This is a genomic window from Cobetia sp. D5 (genome assembly GCF_035666195.1).
Classification (GTDB): domain Bacteria; phylum Pseudomonadota; class Gammaproteobacteria; order Pseudomonadales; family Halomonadaceae; genus Cobetia; species Cobetia amphilecti.
Map to the genome: position 1 here is coordinate 1262640 of NZ_CP142020.1, position 18540 is coordinate 1281179.

Here is an 18540-nt window from a genome sequence, read left to right on the forward strand (position 1 = left end):
CGCAAGGGAAGCGTCGCCATGCCGTACGAGAGAATCGGTCGCCGGAGGCCATCAGGCTCAAGGCACGGAACCGGTCGCAGCTGGCAGGGCGGCGTCATCATAATGACGAGCGGAACATCGACTGAGTGGAGACGACGTATGGCTTGGAATGAGCCGGGTGGCGGCAACCAGCATGACCCGTGGAGCGGCGGTGGTCGCAACGGGGACAAGAAGGGGGGCGGGGGTAACGGCGGTGGCAATGGTGGACCGCCCGACCTCGACGAAGCGCTGAAGAAATTCCAGGACAAGCTCAACGGCATGCTCGGCAATGGCCGCAAGCGTCGTGGCGGTACCGGTGGCAATGGCGGCAACGGTGGCAGCACCAATGCCTTCGCACTGCCGGGTATCATCGGTGTCATCCTGGTTGCCATCTGGGCGGCTTCCGGTTTCTATCTGGTCGATCAGTCAGAGCGTGGCGTCGTGCTGCGTTTCGGCAAGTACAACGACATCGTCGGTCCGGGCCTGCACTGGAATCCGCCGATCATCGACGATGTGCGTGAGGTCAACGTCACCAAGGTGCGTTCGCTCTCCCAGACCAAGTCGATGCTGACCCAGGACGAGAACATCGTCGAAGTCCAGATGTCCGTGCAGTATCAGGTGTCCAACCCGCGTGACTTCCTGCTCAACGTCCGTGCGCCCGAGATCAGTCTCGAGAACGCCATGGACTCTGCGCTGCGTCACGAAGTCGGCAGTGCCGACATGAACGACATCCTGACCTCCGGTCGTGAGCTGCTGGCCAGCAACGTCAAGTCGCGCCTGCAGTCCTATCTGGACAACTACGGCGTCGGTCTGACGCTGCAGACCATCAACGTCGAATCCACCTCTGCGCCGGCAGCGGTCCAGGATTCCTTCGATGACGTCATCAAGGCGCGTGAGGATCGTCAGCGCACGATCAACCAGGCACTGGCCTACGAGAACTCGATTCTCCCGGAAGCCCAGGGTCAGGCGCAGCGCATCATCGAGGAAGCCGAGGGTTACAAGGAATCCGTGGTCGCGAAGTCCCAGGGTGAAGCCAACCGCTTCACGTCCCTGCTGACCGAGTACCAGAAGGCGCCGGAAATCATCCGCGAGCGCATGTATCTGGAAACCATGGGCGAAGTGCTCGGCAAGACCAACAAGGTGCTGGTGGATGTCGAGAACGGCAATTCCCTCATGTACCTGCCGTTGGACAAGCTGGCCAACAAGTCCAGTGCTGCCGCCGAAGACAGCAGTGGCATGAGTCGTAGTGAGCTGGACCGTGTGTCCCGACAGGCGAGTGATGCCCTGAGCCGCAGCCAGAGCACTGACAGCAGCAACAGCATCCGTCGGGAGGGTCGTTAATGATCAACAATCGCTCACTGATGGCCGTCGCCGGTCTGGCCGTAGTGGCCTGGCTTGGTAGCAACAGCCTCTACACGGTTGATGAGACCCAGCGCGCCATCAAGCTCAAGTTTGGTGAAGTGGTGGAAGACAACATCCAGCCCGGCCTGCACTTCAAGCTGCCGGTCTACAACACGATCCGTACCTTCGATACGCGCGTGTTGACGCTGGATGCCCAGGCAAGCCGTTATCTGACCCGCGAGAAGAAGGCCGTCATCGTCGACTCCTTCGTCAAGTGGAAGATCGTCGATCCGAAGCGCTACTACGAAGCGACCTCCGGCGACGAGCAGATGGCCGAGCGCCTGATCGCGCCGCGTGTCGACGAGAGTCTGCGTAACGAGTTCGGCAAGCTCGAACTGGTGCAGATCATCTCCGAGCAGCGTGACGCGCTGATGAAGAAGCCCACCGAAGAGCTCGACGAGGTGATGCGCAAGGAACTGGGGGTGTCGATTCTCGATATCCGCGTCAAGCGTATCGACCTGCCGGACGAAGTCTCCCAGGCGGTCTACGAGCGCATGAAGACCGAGCGTCAGCGTGAGGCACGTGAGTATCGTGCCCAGGGTCAGGAGCAGGCCGAGAAGATCCAGGCCAATGCCGATCGTCGCCGTTCCGTCCTGCTCGCGCAGGCCGAAGAGCAGGCGCAGACCCTGCGCGGTGAGGGCGATGCCTCCGCCGCCGCCATCTATGCCGGTGCGTACGGGGCGGATACCGAGTTCTTCCGCTTCTACCGCTCACTGCAGGCCTATCGCGACAGCTTCAAGGGCGATGGCAACATGATGGTCATGCAGCCGGACAGCGAGTTCTTCCGCTTCTTCAAGGACCCGCAGGGTGGTAGCAAGTAAGCAGCATCATCAAGCCCGAAGGCTAGTCTTCGGGGATGTTGCGCGCGGCCTCTGGCAGCATCAGAGGCCGCGCAGTGGATGAACGTCGTACGAGAGGTTCGCGGGGTTCATCCCACAAGGATTCATGCTAGACTCCTGCAACCGGGCACCGCCCGGTTTTTTTGTGGCCGCTTTTCATGCACAGGCGCAAGGCCGACAGGAAAGCGTCGAGCAGGACCTTGCTTCACGGGTCTCGGTCGGCTGCTGTGAAATCCCCCGCAGGCGTCGCGTTTGTCACGCACGCCAGCCGGGTGAATTTCCTCGCGTCACGAGTCACCCCTTGTCATAAATCTCTCGCAGGATAGCGCAATGACCATCGCAGATCGCTGGCTCCTCCCGGATGGCATGGATGAGGTATTGCCCCCTCAGGCAACCCGTATGGAGGCGCTGCGCCGCGCGCTGCTCGACCTCTATCATCGCTTCGGCTATGACCTGGTGCTGCCGCCGCCCGTCGAATTTCTCGATTCGCTGCTGACCGGCACCGGTACTGAGCTTGATCTGCAGACCTTCAAGCTGACCGACCAGATGACCGGTCGCATGATGGGCGCCAGCGCCGACGTCACCCCGCAGGTGGCGCGCATGGACGCTCACTCCCTGCACCGCGAAGGCCCGGTACGTCTTTGCTACTGCGCCAACGTGCTGCGCACCAAGGCGGACAAGCACCAGGGCGGTCGCAGCCCGGTGCAGGTTGGTGCTGAGCTGTTCGGTCACGCCGGCCTCGAGGCCGACCACGAGATCCTGCACCTGGCACTGACCAGTCTCGAGCAGGCCGGTGCCGGTGAATTGCACCTGGCACTGGGCCATATCGGCATCTATCGTGCCTTGATCGCCGAAGCCGGCATGAATGACGAGCACGAGCGTGAGCTGTTCGCCGCCATCGAGCGTAAACAGTATTCCGCTCTCGATGCATTGATCGATCGCGTGGTGGGTGACAAGGTAGTGGCGGGCATGCTCAAGGCGCTGCCGCACCTGCACGGTGATGACGAGATTCTTGCCCAGGCGCGTACTGCCTTCGCCGGCGCACCGGCGGCAGTCGCCAGCGCTCTGGATCAGCTGACGGCGCTGAGCTGCGCGGTCCGCGAGCGTCATCCGCAGGTCACGCTCTATTTCGATCTCGCCGAGCTGCGCGGTTACGAGTATCACACCGGCATGGTGTTCGCCGCCTACGTCCCGGGTTACGGTCAGGCGCTGGCCAAGGGTGGTCGCTACGACGATACTGGACGTGCCTTCGGTCGTGCGCGTCCTGCCACCGGCTTCTCGATGGACCTCAAGCAACTGGCCTCGCTGGCCGTGCAGGCTCCGGCCTGCGACGGCATCTGGGCGCCGGCACTCAACGACAGCGCGCTGCGTGAGTGTGTCGATCAGCTGCGTGCCGCTGGCGAGCGTGTCATCGAAGCGCTGCCGGGCCAGACCACCGGCGCGGATGCACACCGTTGCAATCGTGAGCTGGTCAATGGCGACGGCGGCTGGCAGGTCGTCACACTCGATGCCTGAGCTTGTATGGCTGAGCCTGGATGCCTGAGCTTGGATGACTGAGCTTCGGTGATCCGAGAGCGATGGCAGCGAGTGACAGATAGCAGAACAGCTGGGGCCACTGGGTCCCGAGGTGCAGCTGCCGACAGGGCAGCTGCACTTGTGAGTGGGTTTTCACCGACGGTTATTCACCGAAAGAGATAGGAACCATGGGCAAGAATGTAGTCGTGCTCGGCACCCAATGGGGTGATGAAGGCAAGGGCAAGGTCGTCGACCTGCTGACCGAATCCGCCAGCGCCGTCGTGCGTTTCCAGGGTGGCCACAACGCGGGTCACACCCTGGTGCTGGACGGCAAGAAGACCGTCCTCCACCTGATCCCGTCCGGCATCCTCCACCCGGGCAAGACCTGCGTCATCGGCAACGGTGTCGTGCTGTCTCCGGAAGCGCTGATCAAGGAAATCCGTGAGCTTGAAGCCAACGACGTGCCGGTGCGTGATCGCCTGCGTCTGTCGCCGGCCTGCCCGCTGATCCTGTCCTACCACGTGCGTCTGGACCAGGCGCGCGAGAAGGCCCGTGGCGTCGCCAAGATCGGTACTACCGGTCGCGGCATCGGCCCGGCCTACGAAGACAAGGTCGCGCGTCGTGGCCTGCGTCTGGGTGACATGCTCCACCGTGAGCGTTTCGCCTCCAAGCTGGGCGAAGTGCTGGATTACCACAACTTCGTGCTGCAGCACTATCACGGTGAAGCGCCGGTCGACTTCCAGCAGGTGCTGGACGAAGCCATGGAAATGGCCGAAGAGCTGCGTCCGATGGTCTGCGACACCGTGGATCTGGTCCACTCCGTGCGCAAGGCCAACGAGAACATCCTCTTCGAAGGTGCTCAGGGCTCACTGCTCGACATCGACCACGGTACCTACCCGTACGTCACCAGCTCCAACACCACTGCCGGCGGCACCGCCACCGGTTCCGGCGTCGGCCCGCTGTATCTCGACTACGTGCTGGGCATCACCAAGGCCTACACCACGCGTGTCGGCTCCGGCCCGTTCCCGACCGAGCTGTTCGATGAGTTCGGCCGTCACCTGGCCGAGCGTGGCCACGAATTCGGTGCCACCACCGGTCGTGCGCGTCGTTGTGGTTGGTTCGATGCCGTCGCTCTGCGTCACGCCGTGCAGATCAACTCGGTCAGCGGCATCTGCCTAACCAAGCTGGACGTGCTGGATGGTCTCGAGAACATCCGTGTCTGCATCGGCTATCGCAGCAAGGATGGCGACGTGCTGGACAACCCGGTGGATTCCGAAGGCTACGAAGCCATCGAACCGCTGTACCAGGACCTGCCGGGTTGGAGCGATTCCACCATCGGCGTGCGCGAAGTCGACAAGCTGCCGGCCAACGCCCGCGCTTACATCAGCTTCCTGGAAGAGCAGGTCGGCGTGCCGATCGACATCATCTCCACTGGCCCGGACCGCAACGAGACCATCGTGCTGCGCAACCCGTTCCACGGCTGATCATCACGCATGGCTTAGATGAGCCTTGCATGACGGCATGATGGCGTGACCAAGACACCCCGTCGGGATTCTCCCGGCGGGGTGTCTTGCGTTGTGGAGGGGGCGCGCATTGTAGAGAGGGCTTGCGTTGTAGAGAGGGTGGGGCAGCCGTCATCGATCTCCCGCTGCGTGCGGGATTGTTGTACAGAGCGCCTGGGGCTTCGGGCGTGACTGGTAGATATTTTAAATGGGAATGATTGTTATTTTTGTTGTGATCGGCGGCTATCTTGTCGGCAAACTGGTTGCCCAGGTCGCAATTCGACGTTTTCGGTGGGGTCCCCGCTTCACATCGTTCTGATACAGGACTAAAATGGTCCCCAATTAATCTTCCCGTGGTGGAGGCCAGCATGCTGAAGCTTTCCAAGATGACCGATTATGCCGCTGTCGTGATGGCGCGCATCGCCCGCGAGCCGGACTCGGCCCATGCGGCGATCGATCTGGCCGAAAGCGTGCAGCTACCGCATCCCACCGTGAGCAAGACGCTCAAGGCGCTGGTGCGGGCAGGGCTGCTTGAGTCGCGGCGCGGTGCGCTGGGCGGTTATCGCCTGGCACGCCCGGCCAGCCAGATCACGGCCAGCGACATCATCAGCGCCATCGAAGGCCCGGTGGCCGTGACCGAGTGCAGCCACGCCGACGGCGATTGCGAGCTGGTCAACACCTGCGGGGTGGCCGACAACTGGCAGCGCGTCTCGTACGCCATCAGTGAGCTGCTGGGCAGCGTGACGCTGGCGCATCTGGCGTCATCCGCGCCACTGCGCATGCCGGTGCAACTGCCGATTCAGGCCATCAGTCTGTACGGGGATGACGAGCCGTCCCCCATGGCCACGGCAGCCAACGGCACTGGCAAACGCTAGAACCGGCAAACGCTGAATCCGTTGTCGCGCGACACACGTCGCCGTGGCAACACGAACATTCGAACTTCGCTGCGATTCGGGCGGGGTGATCAGGCATCTGAACAGACCCGGAGCTCTCCGGGAGAGGAGACCAGCATGGCGAGCCAGGAGATGGAGCAGCTTGTACAGCGCGAGTACAAGCAGGGCTTCGTGACCGATATCGAGAGCGACACCATTCCGCCGGGACTGGATGAAAGCGTGATTCGCTTCATCTCGGCCAAGAAGGGTGAGCCGGAGTGGATGCTGGAGTGGCGTCTGGATGCGTATCAGCAGTGGCTGAAGATGAAGGCGCCGTCCTGGGCCCACCTGGATTATCCGGAGATCGACTACCAGGCGATTTCCTACTTCAGCGCCCCGAAGAAGCCGGAAGACCGCCCGCAGAGTCTGGATGAGGTCGACCCCAAGCTGCTCGAGACCTACGAGAAGCTGGGTATCCCGCTGCACGAGCGTGCCGCACTGGCGGGTGTCGCGGTCGACGCGGTCTTCGATTCTGTGTCCGTGACCACCACCTTCAAGAAGGAGCTGTCCGAGGCGGGCGTCATCTTCTGCTCCATCTCGGAAGCCATCCAGGACTACCCGGAGCTGATCAAGCAGTACCTCGGTACCGTGGTGCCCAAGGCAGACAACTACTTCACCGCGCTGAACGCGGCCGTCTTCACCGATGGCTCCTTCGTGTTCGTGCCGGAAGGCGTCACCTGCCCGATGGAGCTTTCCACCTACTTCCGCATCAACGCCGCCAACACCGGCCAGTTCGAGCGCACCCTGATCATCTGCGAGAAGCAGGCTCAGGTCTCGTATCTGGAAGGCTGTACCGCGCCGCAGCGTGATGACAACCAGCTGCACGCCGCCGTGGTCGAGCTGGTGGCACTGGAAGACGCCTACATCAAGTACTCCACCGTCCAGAACTGGTATCCGGGCGATGAAGACGGCAAGGGCGGCATCTACAACTTCGTCACCAAGCGTGCCGACTGCCGTGGTGACCGCTCCAAGGTCTCCTGGACCCAGGTCGAGACCGGCTCCGCGATCACCTGGAAGTACCCGTCGTGCATCCTGCGCGGCAAGGACAGTGTCGGGGAGTTCTACTCCGTCGCCGTCACCAATGGCCGTCAGCAGGCGGACACCGGTACCAAGATGATCCACATCGGTGAGGGCACCAAGTCCACCATCGTCTCCAAGGGCATCTCGGCCGGTAACTCCGAGCAGTCCTATCGTGGTCTGGTCAAGATCGGCCCGCGGGCCAAGGGCGCGCGCAACTTCACCCAGTGTGACTCGCTGTTGATCGGCGACCGCTGTGGCGCGCACACCTTCCCGTATCAGGAAATCGGCAACGCGACGGCCACCGTCGAGCACGAGGCCACGACCTCCAAGATCGGCGAAGATCAGCTGTTCTACTGCCGTCAACGCGGCATCAGCGAGGAAGATGCGGTCAACATGATCGTCAATGGCTTCTGCAAGGACGTCTTCCAGGAGCTGCCGATGGAGTTCGCCGTCGAAGCCGAGGCGCTGCTCAACGTCACCCTTGAAGGCGCCGTCGGCTGATCCCGCCGTCCCTTTCGCATTCACCCCATTCTTGAGGGCCGCTCGCGGGCGGCCTGTCAGCAAAAGGTATCAACATGCTCGTAGTCAAAGATCTGCACGTTTCGGTGGAAGGCAAGGAAATCCTCAAGGGTCTCGATCTGACCATCAACAAGGGTGAAGTCCACGCCATCATGGGCCCGAACGGCGCAGGCAAGTCCACGCTGTCTTCCGTGATCGCCGGCAAGGACGGCTATGAAGTGACCTCGGGCACCATTACCTATGAAGGTGAGGATGTGCTGGAGATGGAAGTCGAAGAGCGTGCGCGTGCCGGCATGCTGCTGGGCTTCCAGTACCCGGTGGAAATCCCGGGGGTCAAGAACGTCTACCTGCTCAAGGCGGCGCTGAATGCCAAGCGGGAAGCCGAAGGCCTGGGTGAGATTCCGGCCCCGGAATTCATGAAGCTGATCCGCGAGAAACTGGCCTTCATGCAGATGGACGCCAGCTTCCTGCAGCGCGCCGTCAACGAAGGCTTCTCCGGCGGTGAGAAGAAGCGCAACGAGATCCTGCAGATGCTGGTGCTGGAACCGAAGCTGGCCATGCTCGACGAGATCGACTCCGGCCTCGACATCGATGCCCTCAAGGTCGTCGCCAAGGGCGTCAACTCGCTGCGCAACGAAGACCGCGCCGTGCTGATGGTCACCCACTACCAGCGTCTGCTCGAGCACATCGTGCCGGACCAGATCCACGTGCTGATGGATGGCCGCATCGTCAAGTCCGGTGACAAGTCGCTGGCACTCGAACTCGAAGCCCAGGGCTATGACTGGCTGCAGGAGGAAACCGCGTAATGACAGCACTTGCTACCGCGTCCGTCCCCGGCAGCGAAGCCTTCGCCAGCGAATTCGCTGCCCGCAAGGCTCGCTTTGCGGCCGATCCGAGCTGGATGGCCGCCCGCCGTCAGGCCGGCATCGCCCGCTTTGAAGCCCTCGGCCTGCCGACCCGCAAGGTCGAGGCCTGGAAGTACACCGACACCCAGGCACTGGGTCGTCAGCAATATCGTCTCGCCGACGATGCAAGCCTCGCGCCGGCCGTGAAGGATGCGCTGGCTCTCGACGTCGACGCCTACCGTCTGGTGTTCGTCGATGGCCTCTACAATGCCGAGCTGTCCGATGTGGCAGGCCTGCCCGACACCGTGCGTGTCGTGCCGCTGTCTGACGCCATCGTCAATCAGCCGGAAGTCATCGGCGGCTCGCTGAACCGCCTGACCGGCATCGACTTCACGCCCTTCGTGGCGCTGAACTCCGCCTTCACCGAAGAGGGTGCGGTGATTCAGGTCGGCCCGCGCACGGTGCTCGACAAGCCGGTCTACGTGCTGTTCCTGTCGCGTGCCGCCGTCGAAGGCCAGCCCGTGACCATGAGCCACCCGCGTCTGCTGGTGCAGCTGGGCAGCCGCGCCGAAGCCAGCGTGATCGAGCATCACATCGGTGAGAGTGGCGCGACCAACTTCACCAACATGGTCAGCGAAGTGATGCTGGAGCGCGGCGCCGTACTCAATCATTACAAGCTGGGCGAAGCCGCCACCGGCGAGACGCATATCGCCTCGCTGCAGGTCGAGCAGCCGCGTGACAGCCAGTATCGCTCCATCAACCTGAACACCGGTGGTGGTCTGGTGCGCAACGATATCGTCTGCGACCTGAACGGCAACAACGCCCATGCACGTCTCGATGGCCTGTTCTTCGGTCGTGATCGCCAGCACGTGGACACCCACTCGCTGGTCAATCACAACGAGGCACTGACGTTCTCCGACGAGAACTACAAGGGCATCCTGGCCGACCGCGCCCGCGGCGTCTTCAATGGCCGCGTGCTGGTCAAGCGCGACAGCCAGCAGATCGAGGCGCATCAGAACAACGCCAACCTGCTGCTGTCGGACCGCGCCGAGATCAACACCAAGCCGGAACTCGAGATCTACGCCGACGACGTCAAGTGCTCCCACGGCACCACGACCGGTCAGCTCGACGAGACCGCCGTGTTCGCGCTGCGCGCCCGTGGCATCGATGAGCAGACCGCCCGTGGCCTTTTGACCCTGGCCTTCGCCAACGAAGTCATGACCGGTCTGGGCATCGACGCCATCGCCGAGCGCATCGAGCGCAGTGTCGCGGGACGCCTGCCGTCACGCTTCCACCTCGATGAGCTGGTCGATCTCAGCGTCGAGCTGGGCGGTGGCGCCGTGGCGGTGGCACGTGATGAGGACTTTGCATGAGCGCACTCGACAACCTGATGCTCGACGTCGTGCGGGTACGCGAGGATTTTCCGATCCTCGAGCGTCGCGTGCATGGTGATGTGCCGCTGATCTATCTGGACAGCGCCGCCACCAGCCAGACGCCGACCGCCGTCATCGACGCGATGAGCGACTATTATCGCAAGACCAATGCCAACATCCACCGCGGCCTGCATACCCTGGCGGATGAGGCGACGGCGGCCTTCGAAGGTACGCGTGAGAAGGTGCGCAGCTTCATCAATGCGCGTCTGACGCGGGAAGTTATCTTCACGCGTGGCACCACCGAGGCGATCAATCTGGTCGCCAACAGCTGGGGGGCCAACTGGCTGAATGCCGGCGATGAAGTGCTGATCTCGGTGATGGAGCATCACGCCAACATCGTGCCGTGGCAGCTTCTGGCCGAGCGTCTCGATATCGTCATCAAGGTCATCCCGTGTGACGACGATGGCGTGCTCGACATGGCGGCCTACCGCGACCTGCTGGGCGAGAAGACACGCCTGGTCTGCGTCAATCAGGTCTCCAACGCCCTGGGCAGCATCAACCCGGTGGCCGAGATGGCGGAGCTGGCACACGCTCACGACGCGCTGATTCTGGTCGATGGTGCCCAGGCGGTGCCGCATCAGCAGGTCGATGTGCGCGAGATCGATGCTGACTTCTATGTCTTCTCGGGCCACAAGATGTACGGCCCGACCGGCATCGGTGTGCTCTACGGCAAGGAAGCGCTGCTGGAGGCGATGCCGCCGTGGCAGGGTGGTGGTGAGATGATCCGTACGGTCTCGTTCGAGAATGGCACCCTGTTCGCGGACCTGCCGCACAAGTTCGAGGCCGGCACGCCGCCCATCGCCGAGGTCATCGGGCTGGGCAAGGCCATCGACTGGCTGGACTGCACCCACATGGCGCTGATCACGCGCTGGGAACAGCAGCTGATGCGCCATGCCAGCGAGCGCATGCGCGAAGTGGACGGCCTGCGCATCATCGGCAACTCGCCCGACAAGGCGGGCGCGATCTCCTTCGTGGTCGATGGTGCCCACGCCCAGGATATCGGTCTGCTGATCGACCAGCTGGGGGTCGCCATCCGTACCGGCCACCACTGTGCGCAGCCGGTGCTGCGTCGCTTCGGTGTCGATGCCACCTGTCGGGCCTCCTTCGCGGCCTACAACACGCCGGAAGAGATCGACATGTTCGTCGATGCCCTGCAGCGTGTGCTGACCATGGTGCGCTGAGCACCCCCTGCGGTGGCCCTGACGGGCGCTGATCAATGAGGCTCGCGCATGGCGGGCCTCATTGGTATCGGCACTTGCCAGGTGATGTTGTCACCCGCACGTCTTGAGTGAACCAACAGAATTCACGAGCCGCATGCCTGTCATGCGGCTCGGCAAGGAGAGGGCATGAGCCACACTGAAGACCAGCTGGCCAGCCTCGGCAAGGGCCAGAAGATGCCGTTGCAGCGGGACGTGGAGGGCATCTCGGTACCGTTCGGCAAGTCGGTGACCCTGCACGAGGACTCGGTGGTCGAAGTCATGCAGGCCAAGGGCGGCACCGTCAGCGTTGCCTTCGAGGGTCGCATGTACCTGATCGAGAGCTTCAGCCTCGATGCGCTGGGGCTGGACGCCGTGCCGCGTCCGCACCTGCCGGCCGGCCAGAGCGATGCCGACATCGAGGCCTTCGTCTGGGCCCAGCTGCGCACCTGCTTCGACCCCGAGATCCCGGTCGACATCGTCGAGCTGGGGCTGGTCTATGGCTGTCGTATCGACACCCTGATCAGCGGCGAGAAGATGGTCAATCTCAAGATGACGTTGACCGCGCCGGGCTGCGGCATGGGCAACGTCATCGCTGAGGACGCCAAGCGCAAGATTCTCGGCGCCGAGGATGTCTCCAAGGTCCACGTCGAGATCGTGTTCTCGCCTGCCTGGTCGCGCGAGATGATGAGTGAGGATGCCCGCCTGGAACTGGGCATGTTCTGAGCATCATCAGCGCGCCTTTGTCGTCTGCTGCTGTCGCCCTTTACTGACTGCGGCTCCCTGGAGGCCTTTCATGGCCGTCAGTCGCAGTATCACTCGGGTGAGATGCAGCAAACGCAACCGGATGGGCGGGAACCTCTCGTCCATCCGGCTATCCAATTCACGTTGCTGAGCGTCCGGGCAAGTTGCTGCCTCGGGCCGCGTCGGCACGTCCGTTTGACGGTTTCCCGTATCACCTGCCTCAAGGAAGACTCCTCAATGCGATTCCAGACTGCGCTGCGCACCCTGACCGCCACCCTGATCCTGAGCACCGCTGCCAGCGCGCAGGCCGCCTGGAAGCTGGATGGCGACGTCTCACAGCTGAGCTTCCAGACCACCAAGATGGCCAAGTCGGGCGCCAGCACCGTCGAGACGGATGCCTTCACCTCCTGGCGGGCGCGCGTCAATGACGCCGGTCAGCTGTCGGTGGAGATCGATCTCGACTCTGCCAGTACCGGCATCGACATTCGTGACCAGCGCGTCAGCGAGAAGCTGTTCGAGTCCGGCACCTATCCGTTGGCCGTGATGACCGCCAGTCTCGACATGCCGACCCTCAAGGTGATGGAGCCGGGCGACACTCAGAAGGTGGATGTCGAAGGCCAGCTGACGCTGCACGACAACACTCAGAACCTGCCGATGAGCCTGCAGGTGACGCGCCTGCGCGGCGATCGCTGGCTGGTGCAGACCCTCACGCCTGTGATGGTCGATGCTGAGCAGTTCGCACTGGTCGATGGCATTCGCACCCTGCGTGACCTGGCCGGGCTTGGCAACATCGCGACCCAGGTGCCAGTCAACGTCAAGGCCGTGATGGTGCAGGAAGACTGAGCGGAGTCACCCGCATGCGTGGCCGGGGATCAGTCAGTGCTGGCAGAGCCTCGGCCGCTTGGGTAGGCTGGGCGCTCATGCCTGCACGATGTGACGGTAACGGCAGGAAAGACAGGCAGGGATGGGCGTGAGGAAGAGATGCAGCGAGTGATCATGCGGGCTGGCTGGACCATCGTCGGTCTGCTGGCCGCCGGTGCAATGACGGTGGTCGGGCTCAACCTCTGGGTCGTGATGGCAACGCACGATCGCATTGCCACGTCACCGCTGACCTGTCAGAGCCGTGAGGTGGGGATCGTGTTCGGCACCTCCCACGGCCTGGTGGGCGGGGGCAGCAATCCGCACTATCAGGCGCGCCTCGATACCGCCGCCCAGCTCTACCGCCTGCGCCGCGTCTCCAACCTGCTGCTCTCGGGAGACAACCGCACGCGTTACTACAATGAGCCGATGACCATGTGGCGTGATCTGCGAGCGCGCAACGTGCCGCAGGAGTTCATGACGCTCGATTACGCGGGCTTCTCCACCTTCGATACCCTCGTACGAGCGCACAAGGTCTTCGGTGTCGACGAGGCGGTGCTGGTCACCCAGCCGTGGCATTTGCCACGTGCGCTGTTCATCGCCGATGCGCTGGGCCTGGAGGCGGTGGGCTGTCCGGCCATCTCCGAGCGCCAGCCGCCGGGGCTCAAGCTGATGCTGCGCGAGTGGCTGGCCCGTGCGGCGACAGTGGGTGATCTCTACCTGTGGGGGCGCAAGCCGCGCTTCCTCGGGCCGCAGGAGTCGCTGCCGACGCCGGTGTTGTCATCGCAATCATCTTCGCAGCCCTCACCATCGCATCCCTCATCATCTCACTCCTCAGACAAGCACGTGATGTCGCCGTCGGAGGGCTCCGTGACAGACGGGGCAGGGCAGCAGGCCGCTGCCAGTCGTGATATGGCGGATGGAGTAGAAGTGGCGGATGAAGTGGATGTGACGGATGAAGAGAACGCTGCCGACACGCCGGATCCGCGTGCCCTCGCGCGTCAGGCGCAGGCAAGCCTGCTGGCAAGTCTCCCCAGGGTGAAGCAGGCACTGCTCCAGTGGCTGCCTGTCAGGCCTGATACGAACTAGCCGCGCATTGGCCTCGTCAGACGCACAGGGTCAACACGAAAACGCCCCGCACTTCCTTTGGAAGGCGAGGCGTCTTGCGTTCACGGCCTGGCGGCGGGCAGGTGGCTAGCCGGCGCGGCGGCGGGCGGCCTGACCTGTCTGGTGCCGGTACAGCTCGCGAATCAGATGGCGGCAGTTGTGGAAGATGCCTTCCAGTACCTTTTCCATGCTGTCAGGCAGCGGATGCGTAAAGGCGGTCGAGCAGGCCTGCATCAGGACGCGTTCCTGTTCGAGCAGCTCGTTGATCAACACCTGATTGTCATTGCCGACGATGCTCTTCAGGCGACTCCACAGCCACATGTAGTCATCGCGCTCGACATCGGCGTCGCGCGGCATCAGGCTCAGATGCTTGCGTGTCTCGACTTCCAGGGCCTGTTTGAGCTCGACACGGCTCGCATAGAAGGGCTCGAAGGCCTTCAGGAGCGCGGGACGCAGCCGTTCGGCGTTATCCTCGAAATAATCAAGACTGTCTGCCAGGGCTTCCTGGACGCTATCCATCGCCACCTGGCGATTGTCGAGAAACATGGGCGGTCACCTCCTCCGTCAGAAGAGATTGTGCGGGTGAAAACAGTGTTTTTCTACCCCTGAAGGGCAGAAAGTCAGGATATTTATTCCCGCACTGTCAATCCCTGCAGTTTACGACAATACAATGACGTTCTGGTGACGATCATCGTTGCCTTTCAGGCGCTGGCCTTGCCCTGTTTTCGTCGCTCACGCTCGTACACGCGCGGCCATCTGACCCAGAAACGCCAAGGGTGCAGTCATGACGACCTGCACCCTTGGGAAACGTTGCGCGCAATGCCCTCAGGCTTCAGCACTAAGACTCAAGCCCTCAGCCCTCAGCCCTCAGCCCTTGGGCTTGGGCGGAATCTTCTTGGCCGGCGCGGCGGACTTGGCGATGTGATCGATGATCAAGCCGGCGATGTCCTTGCCGGTGGCCGTCTCGATGCCCTGCAGGCCCGGCGAGGAGTTCACTTCCATGATCACCGGGCCATGATTGGCGCGCAGCAGGTCGACACCGGCGACGGACAGGCCCATGGCCTTGGCGGCGCGGATGGCGGTGGAGCGCTCTTCCGGCGTGATGCGGATCTCGCTCGCGGTGCCGCCACGGTGCAGGTTGGAGCGGAACTCGCCATCGGCCGCCTGACGCTTCATGGACGCCACCACCTTGTCACCCACCACCAGGCAGCGGATGTCGGCGCCACGCGCTTCCTTGATGTATTCCTGCACCATGATGTTGGCTTTCATGCCCATGAAGGCCTGGATCACGCTCTCGGCGGCCTGGTTGGTCTCGGCGAGTACCACGCCGATGCCCTGGGTGCCTTCCAGCAGCTTGATGACTAGCGGCGCGCCCTTGACCATGGTGATCAGGTCGGGGATGTCATCCGGCGAATGCGCGAAGCCGGTGACCGGCAGGCCCAGCCCCTTGCGCGACAGCAGCTGCAGGGAGCGCAGCTTGTCGCGTGAGCGAGAGATGGCCACGGAATCATTGACCACGTAGGTGCCCATCATTTCGAACTGACGCAGCACGGCGCAGCCATAGAAGGTGACGGAGGCACCGATGCGCGGCACGACGGCGTCGAAGTGCTCGATCTCGGCGCCCTTGTAATGGATGGAGGGGCGGTGCGAGGCGATGTTCATGTAGCAACGCAGCGTGTCCACCACGCGTGCGGTGTGGCCACGTGCCTCGGCGGCCTCGATCAGGCGACGGGTGGAGTAGAGGCGTGAGTTACGCGACAGGATACCGATATGCATGAAATCCTCCGGAGCCGAATGGGCCAGACAGAGATAGGAATGAATCAGAAGAAGACTGACGTGATGCCCGTCAGGAGGCGTGGTATTCGCCGGTGAAGCCTTTGTCGTCTCGAGGCGTCACGCGATGCAGATGGCAGCGGGGCCAGCGCCTTGAGGCGAGATGCCGAAGCATGCCGCCGCGCGCCTGGCTGGTGCCGTCAGGGTTCGCCATGCAGATAGGCGGCGCCTGGTGCGACCAGCAGGCGACGCAGGGCACGGCGCCCCAGCAGAATGGGGTGACGCATCTGGGAGCGGTCCACCAGCGTCATGTCGATATCGTAGTCGAGCCCGGCCAGCTTCATGCGCGAGCGGATCGCGTAGCGCCATTCGGCCTGACCATTGGATGAGCGCACGCGGCGGCGATCATGCACCGGCGTCTCGACCGTATGCGGCGGGGAGTCGCTACCGCCGGTCCGGGTGATGAAGCGAACCCACAGATCATCGTTGTGTTCGAAGACCTCGATGCTCTCGGCATGCAGCGCACTGGAATGCGCACCGGTGTCGATCTTGGCATTGAGGTGCAGCTTGAGTTCCGGCAGCTCGATCAGCTCACGCCGACCCACCACGCCCCGCGGGCGAAAGCCCAGCAGGTCATGATTCAGTGTCTTGAGATCGAGGGGCGGTGCCTTGTCGATGTGATGACGCGAAGTGTTCTTGTGATGCGACATGTTTCATCCTGAATCAGAGGGCGTGAGCGAAGCGGGCAGCGGCTCACGGCATGAAGACACCGGGCAGGCGCGGCACAGCATAATGTGCGTTGCCGGCATGGCGGGGTAAGGGCCAGGCGGGCGCGCAGCATAGTCACTTAACGTACTGACAGCAATCCTTGCTGAAGCCTCTTTTTTCGCGTCACGAATCGGGGGGTGACGGTGGCGCGGACAGCGCCCGGCAAAACCGCCCCGGGCACGCGGTGATGGCACGCTTTCATCGCCGCCGGACGCCTCGCTTGCGGGCGCTGGGCAAGTCACCCACGGCCACAGGCGCGGGTGACGTCGTGCCGGTGGCGCGTTGCCGCGCGCCCTGTTCACCGGTGCCGATCAGCCCCGATTCCATGCCTTGAGCAAGTGTCCGATCGAGTGTCTGTTCAAGTGTCCGATCAAGTGTCGTGGGTTATGCGCATGATCTCAAGCACTGTCACCTGTGGGCATGCCCGGCGTCAATGACGCGGGGCAGGATTGCCGGTATCGGCCTGGCGAGTCAGGGCGGCGAGCGCCTGACCCAGCGGGCTGTCCGCGCTTGCATTGCGCAGCGTCATCAGCACCGGCAGACGCAGACGCGGAATCAGGGCGAGGTCGCGGGCCAGGGCAGCGAAGTTGGCCTGCGGGCAGCTGGCCAGGCGGGTCAGGAAGGCCGGCAGACGTTCGGCATCTTCCAGGTGGGCGTAGCCGCGCGCGGCGATCGCGACCAGCACGTCGACATTGACGGCCTCGTCGTCGGCCAGCAGGGCATCGATCCACTCCGCCGCCGCAGGGCGTGGGCTGGCACCGGCAGCCCGCAGGCAGGCGCACAGCGTCTCCAGATCCCCCAGGTCACGTGCAGCCTGACCACGCGCGATCAGGGCGGTGAGCAGCTCGGTCTCGTATTCCTCCGGCAGCGAGCCAGCCAGCTGGGCATGGGCGGGCGGTGCCTGCTCCAGACACAGCGCGATGGCGCGCAGCGGCGTGTCCGGCAGGTCAGCCAGACGCTGCACGAAGGCGGCGGCAAGCTCGCCGGACAGCTCGCCGCGCCGTGTCAGCACGTCGGCGATGCCCTGCAGACCGAGTGACGGCCAGTCATCCAGCGGTAGCTGGGCGGTGAGATACTGCTCGGCGAGCTCGTAGTACTGGCTGGCGGGGCGGTCGCAATCGAGACTGGCACGGGCGTGCAGCATGGCGCGCAGGCTGTCGTCCGGCGTGAAGGCCAGCGGGTTGTCCTGCATCAGGTTGTCGATCTTGCCTGCCTCGGCCTGCTGGAGATCAGGCCGGCCGACGGTCAGCGCCGTCTGACCCAGCGTCGTGATCAGACGTTCGAGGAAGGCATCGCGTTGCGCGGGAGACAGACGACCTTCTTCATCCAGCGGCAGGGCCAGAAACCACACCAGCGGATCGTCGAGCCCGGCCGGACGGAACACGCATGCCAGTCGGGCCTGACCCTTGAAGGGCTGCTCCCACGGCTGCTGTTCGGTCTCGAAGGCTTCCAGTTGCTCAAGACTGAGCGGGGCCAGGGTGCGACCCAGGTGATAAAGGTGCAGCTCGGCGCCGGTACGTGTGAAGAAGTTGCTCAAGGAAGAGAGAGGAGTCATGAGGCTCACCACGGCTGTGTCTCCGCCACGCCCTGGCTGGGCGTGCGGAAGAACGGAAGAAAAGAGTCTTGTCGAGCATCATTGCCACGCATGGCATGTGTCGTTGAATGACAGCTGCCGGCGCGTGACATGTGCCTGAGCATGTCTGGAATGGCAGCGACTTTAGCGATTCACCGGCTGTCATGCCACCCGCTGGCGTGTGATGGCGGCCAGAGGGAAGAGGGCGATCTGTGACTATTATGGCCGCTCTTTCGGCCCGTGACGGCTTGACAGATGACGCGGCACCTCAAGTCTCGCTGAGCGTTTTGCAGGTTGATGATTTTTTGATCAATTTTCGTCATCCCACGGCTGGCGCGGCTTTCAGCGTGACCGAGACGGGTTATCCACAGCATCGTCCACGGATGGCGTGAATAACTGTCATCCACTTGTCGTCAGGCTGACATCTAGCGCTGCAGGTAGCCTAGACGGCGTCACTGGCCCGCCATGACAGGCATGCTAGAATCGCGCTCATTGAC

16 protein-coding genes are annotated in these 18540 nt (G+C 63.2%); 12 read left to right on the forward strand and 4 right to left on the reverse strand.

Going from position 1 to position 18540, the window contains the following annotated elements:
- Positions 1-138 precede the first annotated feature (138 nt).
- From hflK to U0O11_RS05395, 12 genes are all read left to right on the forward strand, one after another.
- A complete protein-coding gene (gene hflK / locus U0O11_RS05340; RefSeq protein ID WP_324691999.1) occupies positions 139-1359 on the forward strand; it encodes an FtsH protease activity modulator HflK in 1221 nt (406 codons plus the stop codon).
- Positions 1359-2240 (forward strand): protease modulator HflC, encoded by an 882-nt coding sequence (gene hflC, locus U0O11_RS05345; protein WP_043335206.1) that lies wholly within the window; start codon positions 1359-1361, stop codon positions 2238-2240. The genes hflK and hflC overlap by 1 nt, the downstream gene beginning before the upstream one ends.
- 348 nt (positions 2241-2588) lie before the next feature.
- Positions 2589-3773 (forward strand): ATP phosphoribosyltransferase regulatory subunit, encoded by a 1185-nt coding sequence (locus tag U0O11_RS05350; protein ID WP_131431591.1) that lies wholly within the window; start codon positions 2589-2591, stop codon positions 3771-3773.
- A gap of 188 nt (positions 3774-3961) precedes the next feature.
- Entirely contained in the window at positions 3962-5257 is a 1296-nt protein-coding gene (locus U0O11_RS05355; protein ID WP_043335209.1) for an adenylosuccinate synthase, read from the forward strand.
- A 386-nt stretch (positions 5258-5643) separates the two neighbouring features.
- Positions 5644-6150, forward strand: a complete 507-nt coding sequence (locus U0O11_RS05360) for an SUF system Fe-S cluster assembly regulator (RefSeq protein ID WP_324692000.1) — start codon at positions 5644-5646, stop codon at positions 6148-6150.
- A gap of 135 nt (positions 6151-6285) precedes the next feature.
- A complete protein-coding gene (gene sufB, locus U0O11_RS05365) occupies positions 6286-7728 on the forward strand; it encodes a Fe-S cluster assembly protein SufB (protein ID WP_054557094.1) in 1443 nt (480 codons plus the stop codon).
- Between the two features lie 74 nt (positions 7729-7802).
- Positions 7803-8552, forward strand: a complete 750-nt coding sequence (sufC, locus tag U0O11_RS05370) for a Fe-S cluster assembly ATPase SufC (protein WP_043335213.1) — start codon at positions 7803-7805, stop codon at positions 8550-8552.
- Entirely contained in the window at positions 8552-9964 is a 1413-nt protein-coding gene (gene sufD, locus U0O11_RS05375; RefSeq protein ID WP_052384761.1) for a Fe-S cluster assembly protein SufD, read from the forward strand. The genes sufC and sufD overlap by 1 nt, the downstream gene beginning before the upstream one ends.
- Positions 9961-11205, forward strand: coding sequence for a cysteine desulfurase (locus U0O11_RS05380; RefSeq protein WP_324692001.1), 1245 nt, complete (start codon positions 9961-9963; stop codon positions 11203-11205). The genes sufD and U0O11_RS05380 overlap by 4 nt, the downstream gene beginning before the upstream one ends.
- Before the next feature lie 165 nt (positions 11206-11370).
- On the forward strand, positions 11371-11946 hold the full coding sequence (gene sufT, locus U0O11_RS05385; protein ID WP_043335218.1) for a putative Fe-S cluster assembly protein SufT: 576 nt from the start codon (positions 11371-11373) through the stop codon (positions 11944-11946).
- 255 nt (positions 11947-12201) lie between these two features.
- Positions 12202-12807: a YceI family protein gene (locus U0O11_RS05390; RefSeq protein WP_153635363.1), complete on the forward strand. Its 606-nt coding sequence runs from the start codon at positions 12202-12204 to the stop codon at positions 12805-12807.
- A 138-nt stretch (positions 12808-12945) separates the two neighbouring features.
- Positions 12946-13911, forward strand: a complete 966-nt coding sequence (locus U0O11_RS05395; RefSeq protein ID WP_324692002.1) for a SanA/YdcF family protein — start codon at positions 12946-12948, stop codon at positions 13909-13911.
- Positions 13912-14016: 105 nt separating this feature from the next.
- Here U0O11_RS05395 and U0O11_RS05400 read toward each other — a convergent pair whose 3' ends face one another.
- The 4 genes from U0O11_RS05400 to U0O11_RS05415 all read right to left on the reverse strand — a co-directional run bounded on the left by U0O11_RS05400 (position 14017) and on the right by U0O11_RS05415 (position 18025).
- Positions 14017-14475: a hypothetical protein gene (locus U0O11_RS05400; protein WP_043335223.1), complete on the reverse strand. Its 459-nt coding sequence runs from the start codon at positions 14473-14475 to the stop codon at positions 14017-14019.
- A gap of 321 nt (positions 14476-14796) precedes the next feature.
- Positions 14797-15705, reverse strand: coding sequence for a 30S ribosomal protein S6--L-glutamate ligase (gene rimK, locus U0O11_RS05405; RefSeq protein WP_043335225.1), 909 nt, complete (start codon positions 15703-15705; stop codon positions 14797-14799).
- 197 nt (positions 15706-15902) lie between these two features.
- A complete protein-coding gene (locus U0O11_RS05410; RefSeq protein WP_082388802.1) occupies positions 15903-16412 on the reverse strand; it encodes an ATP-dependent zinc protease family protein in 510 nt (169 codons plus the stop codon).
- 488 nt (positions 16413-16900) lie between these two features.
- Positions 16901-18025, reverse strand: coding sequence for a DUF3549 family protein (locus U0O11_RS05415; RefSeq protein WP_324692003.1), 1125 nt, complete (start codon positions 18023-18025; stop codon positions 16901-16903).
- Positions 18026-18540 lie beyond the last annotated feature (515 nt).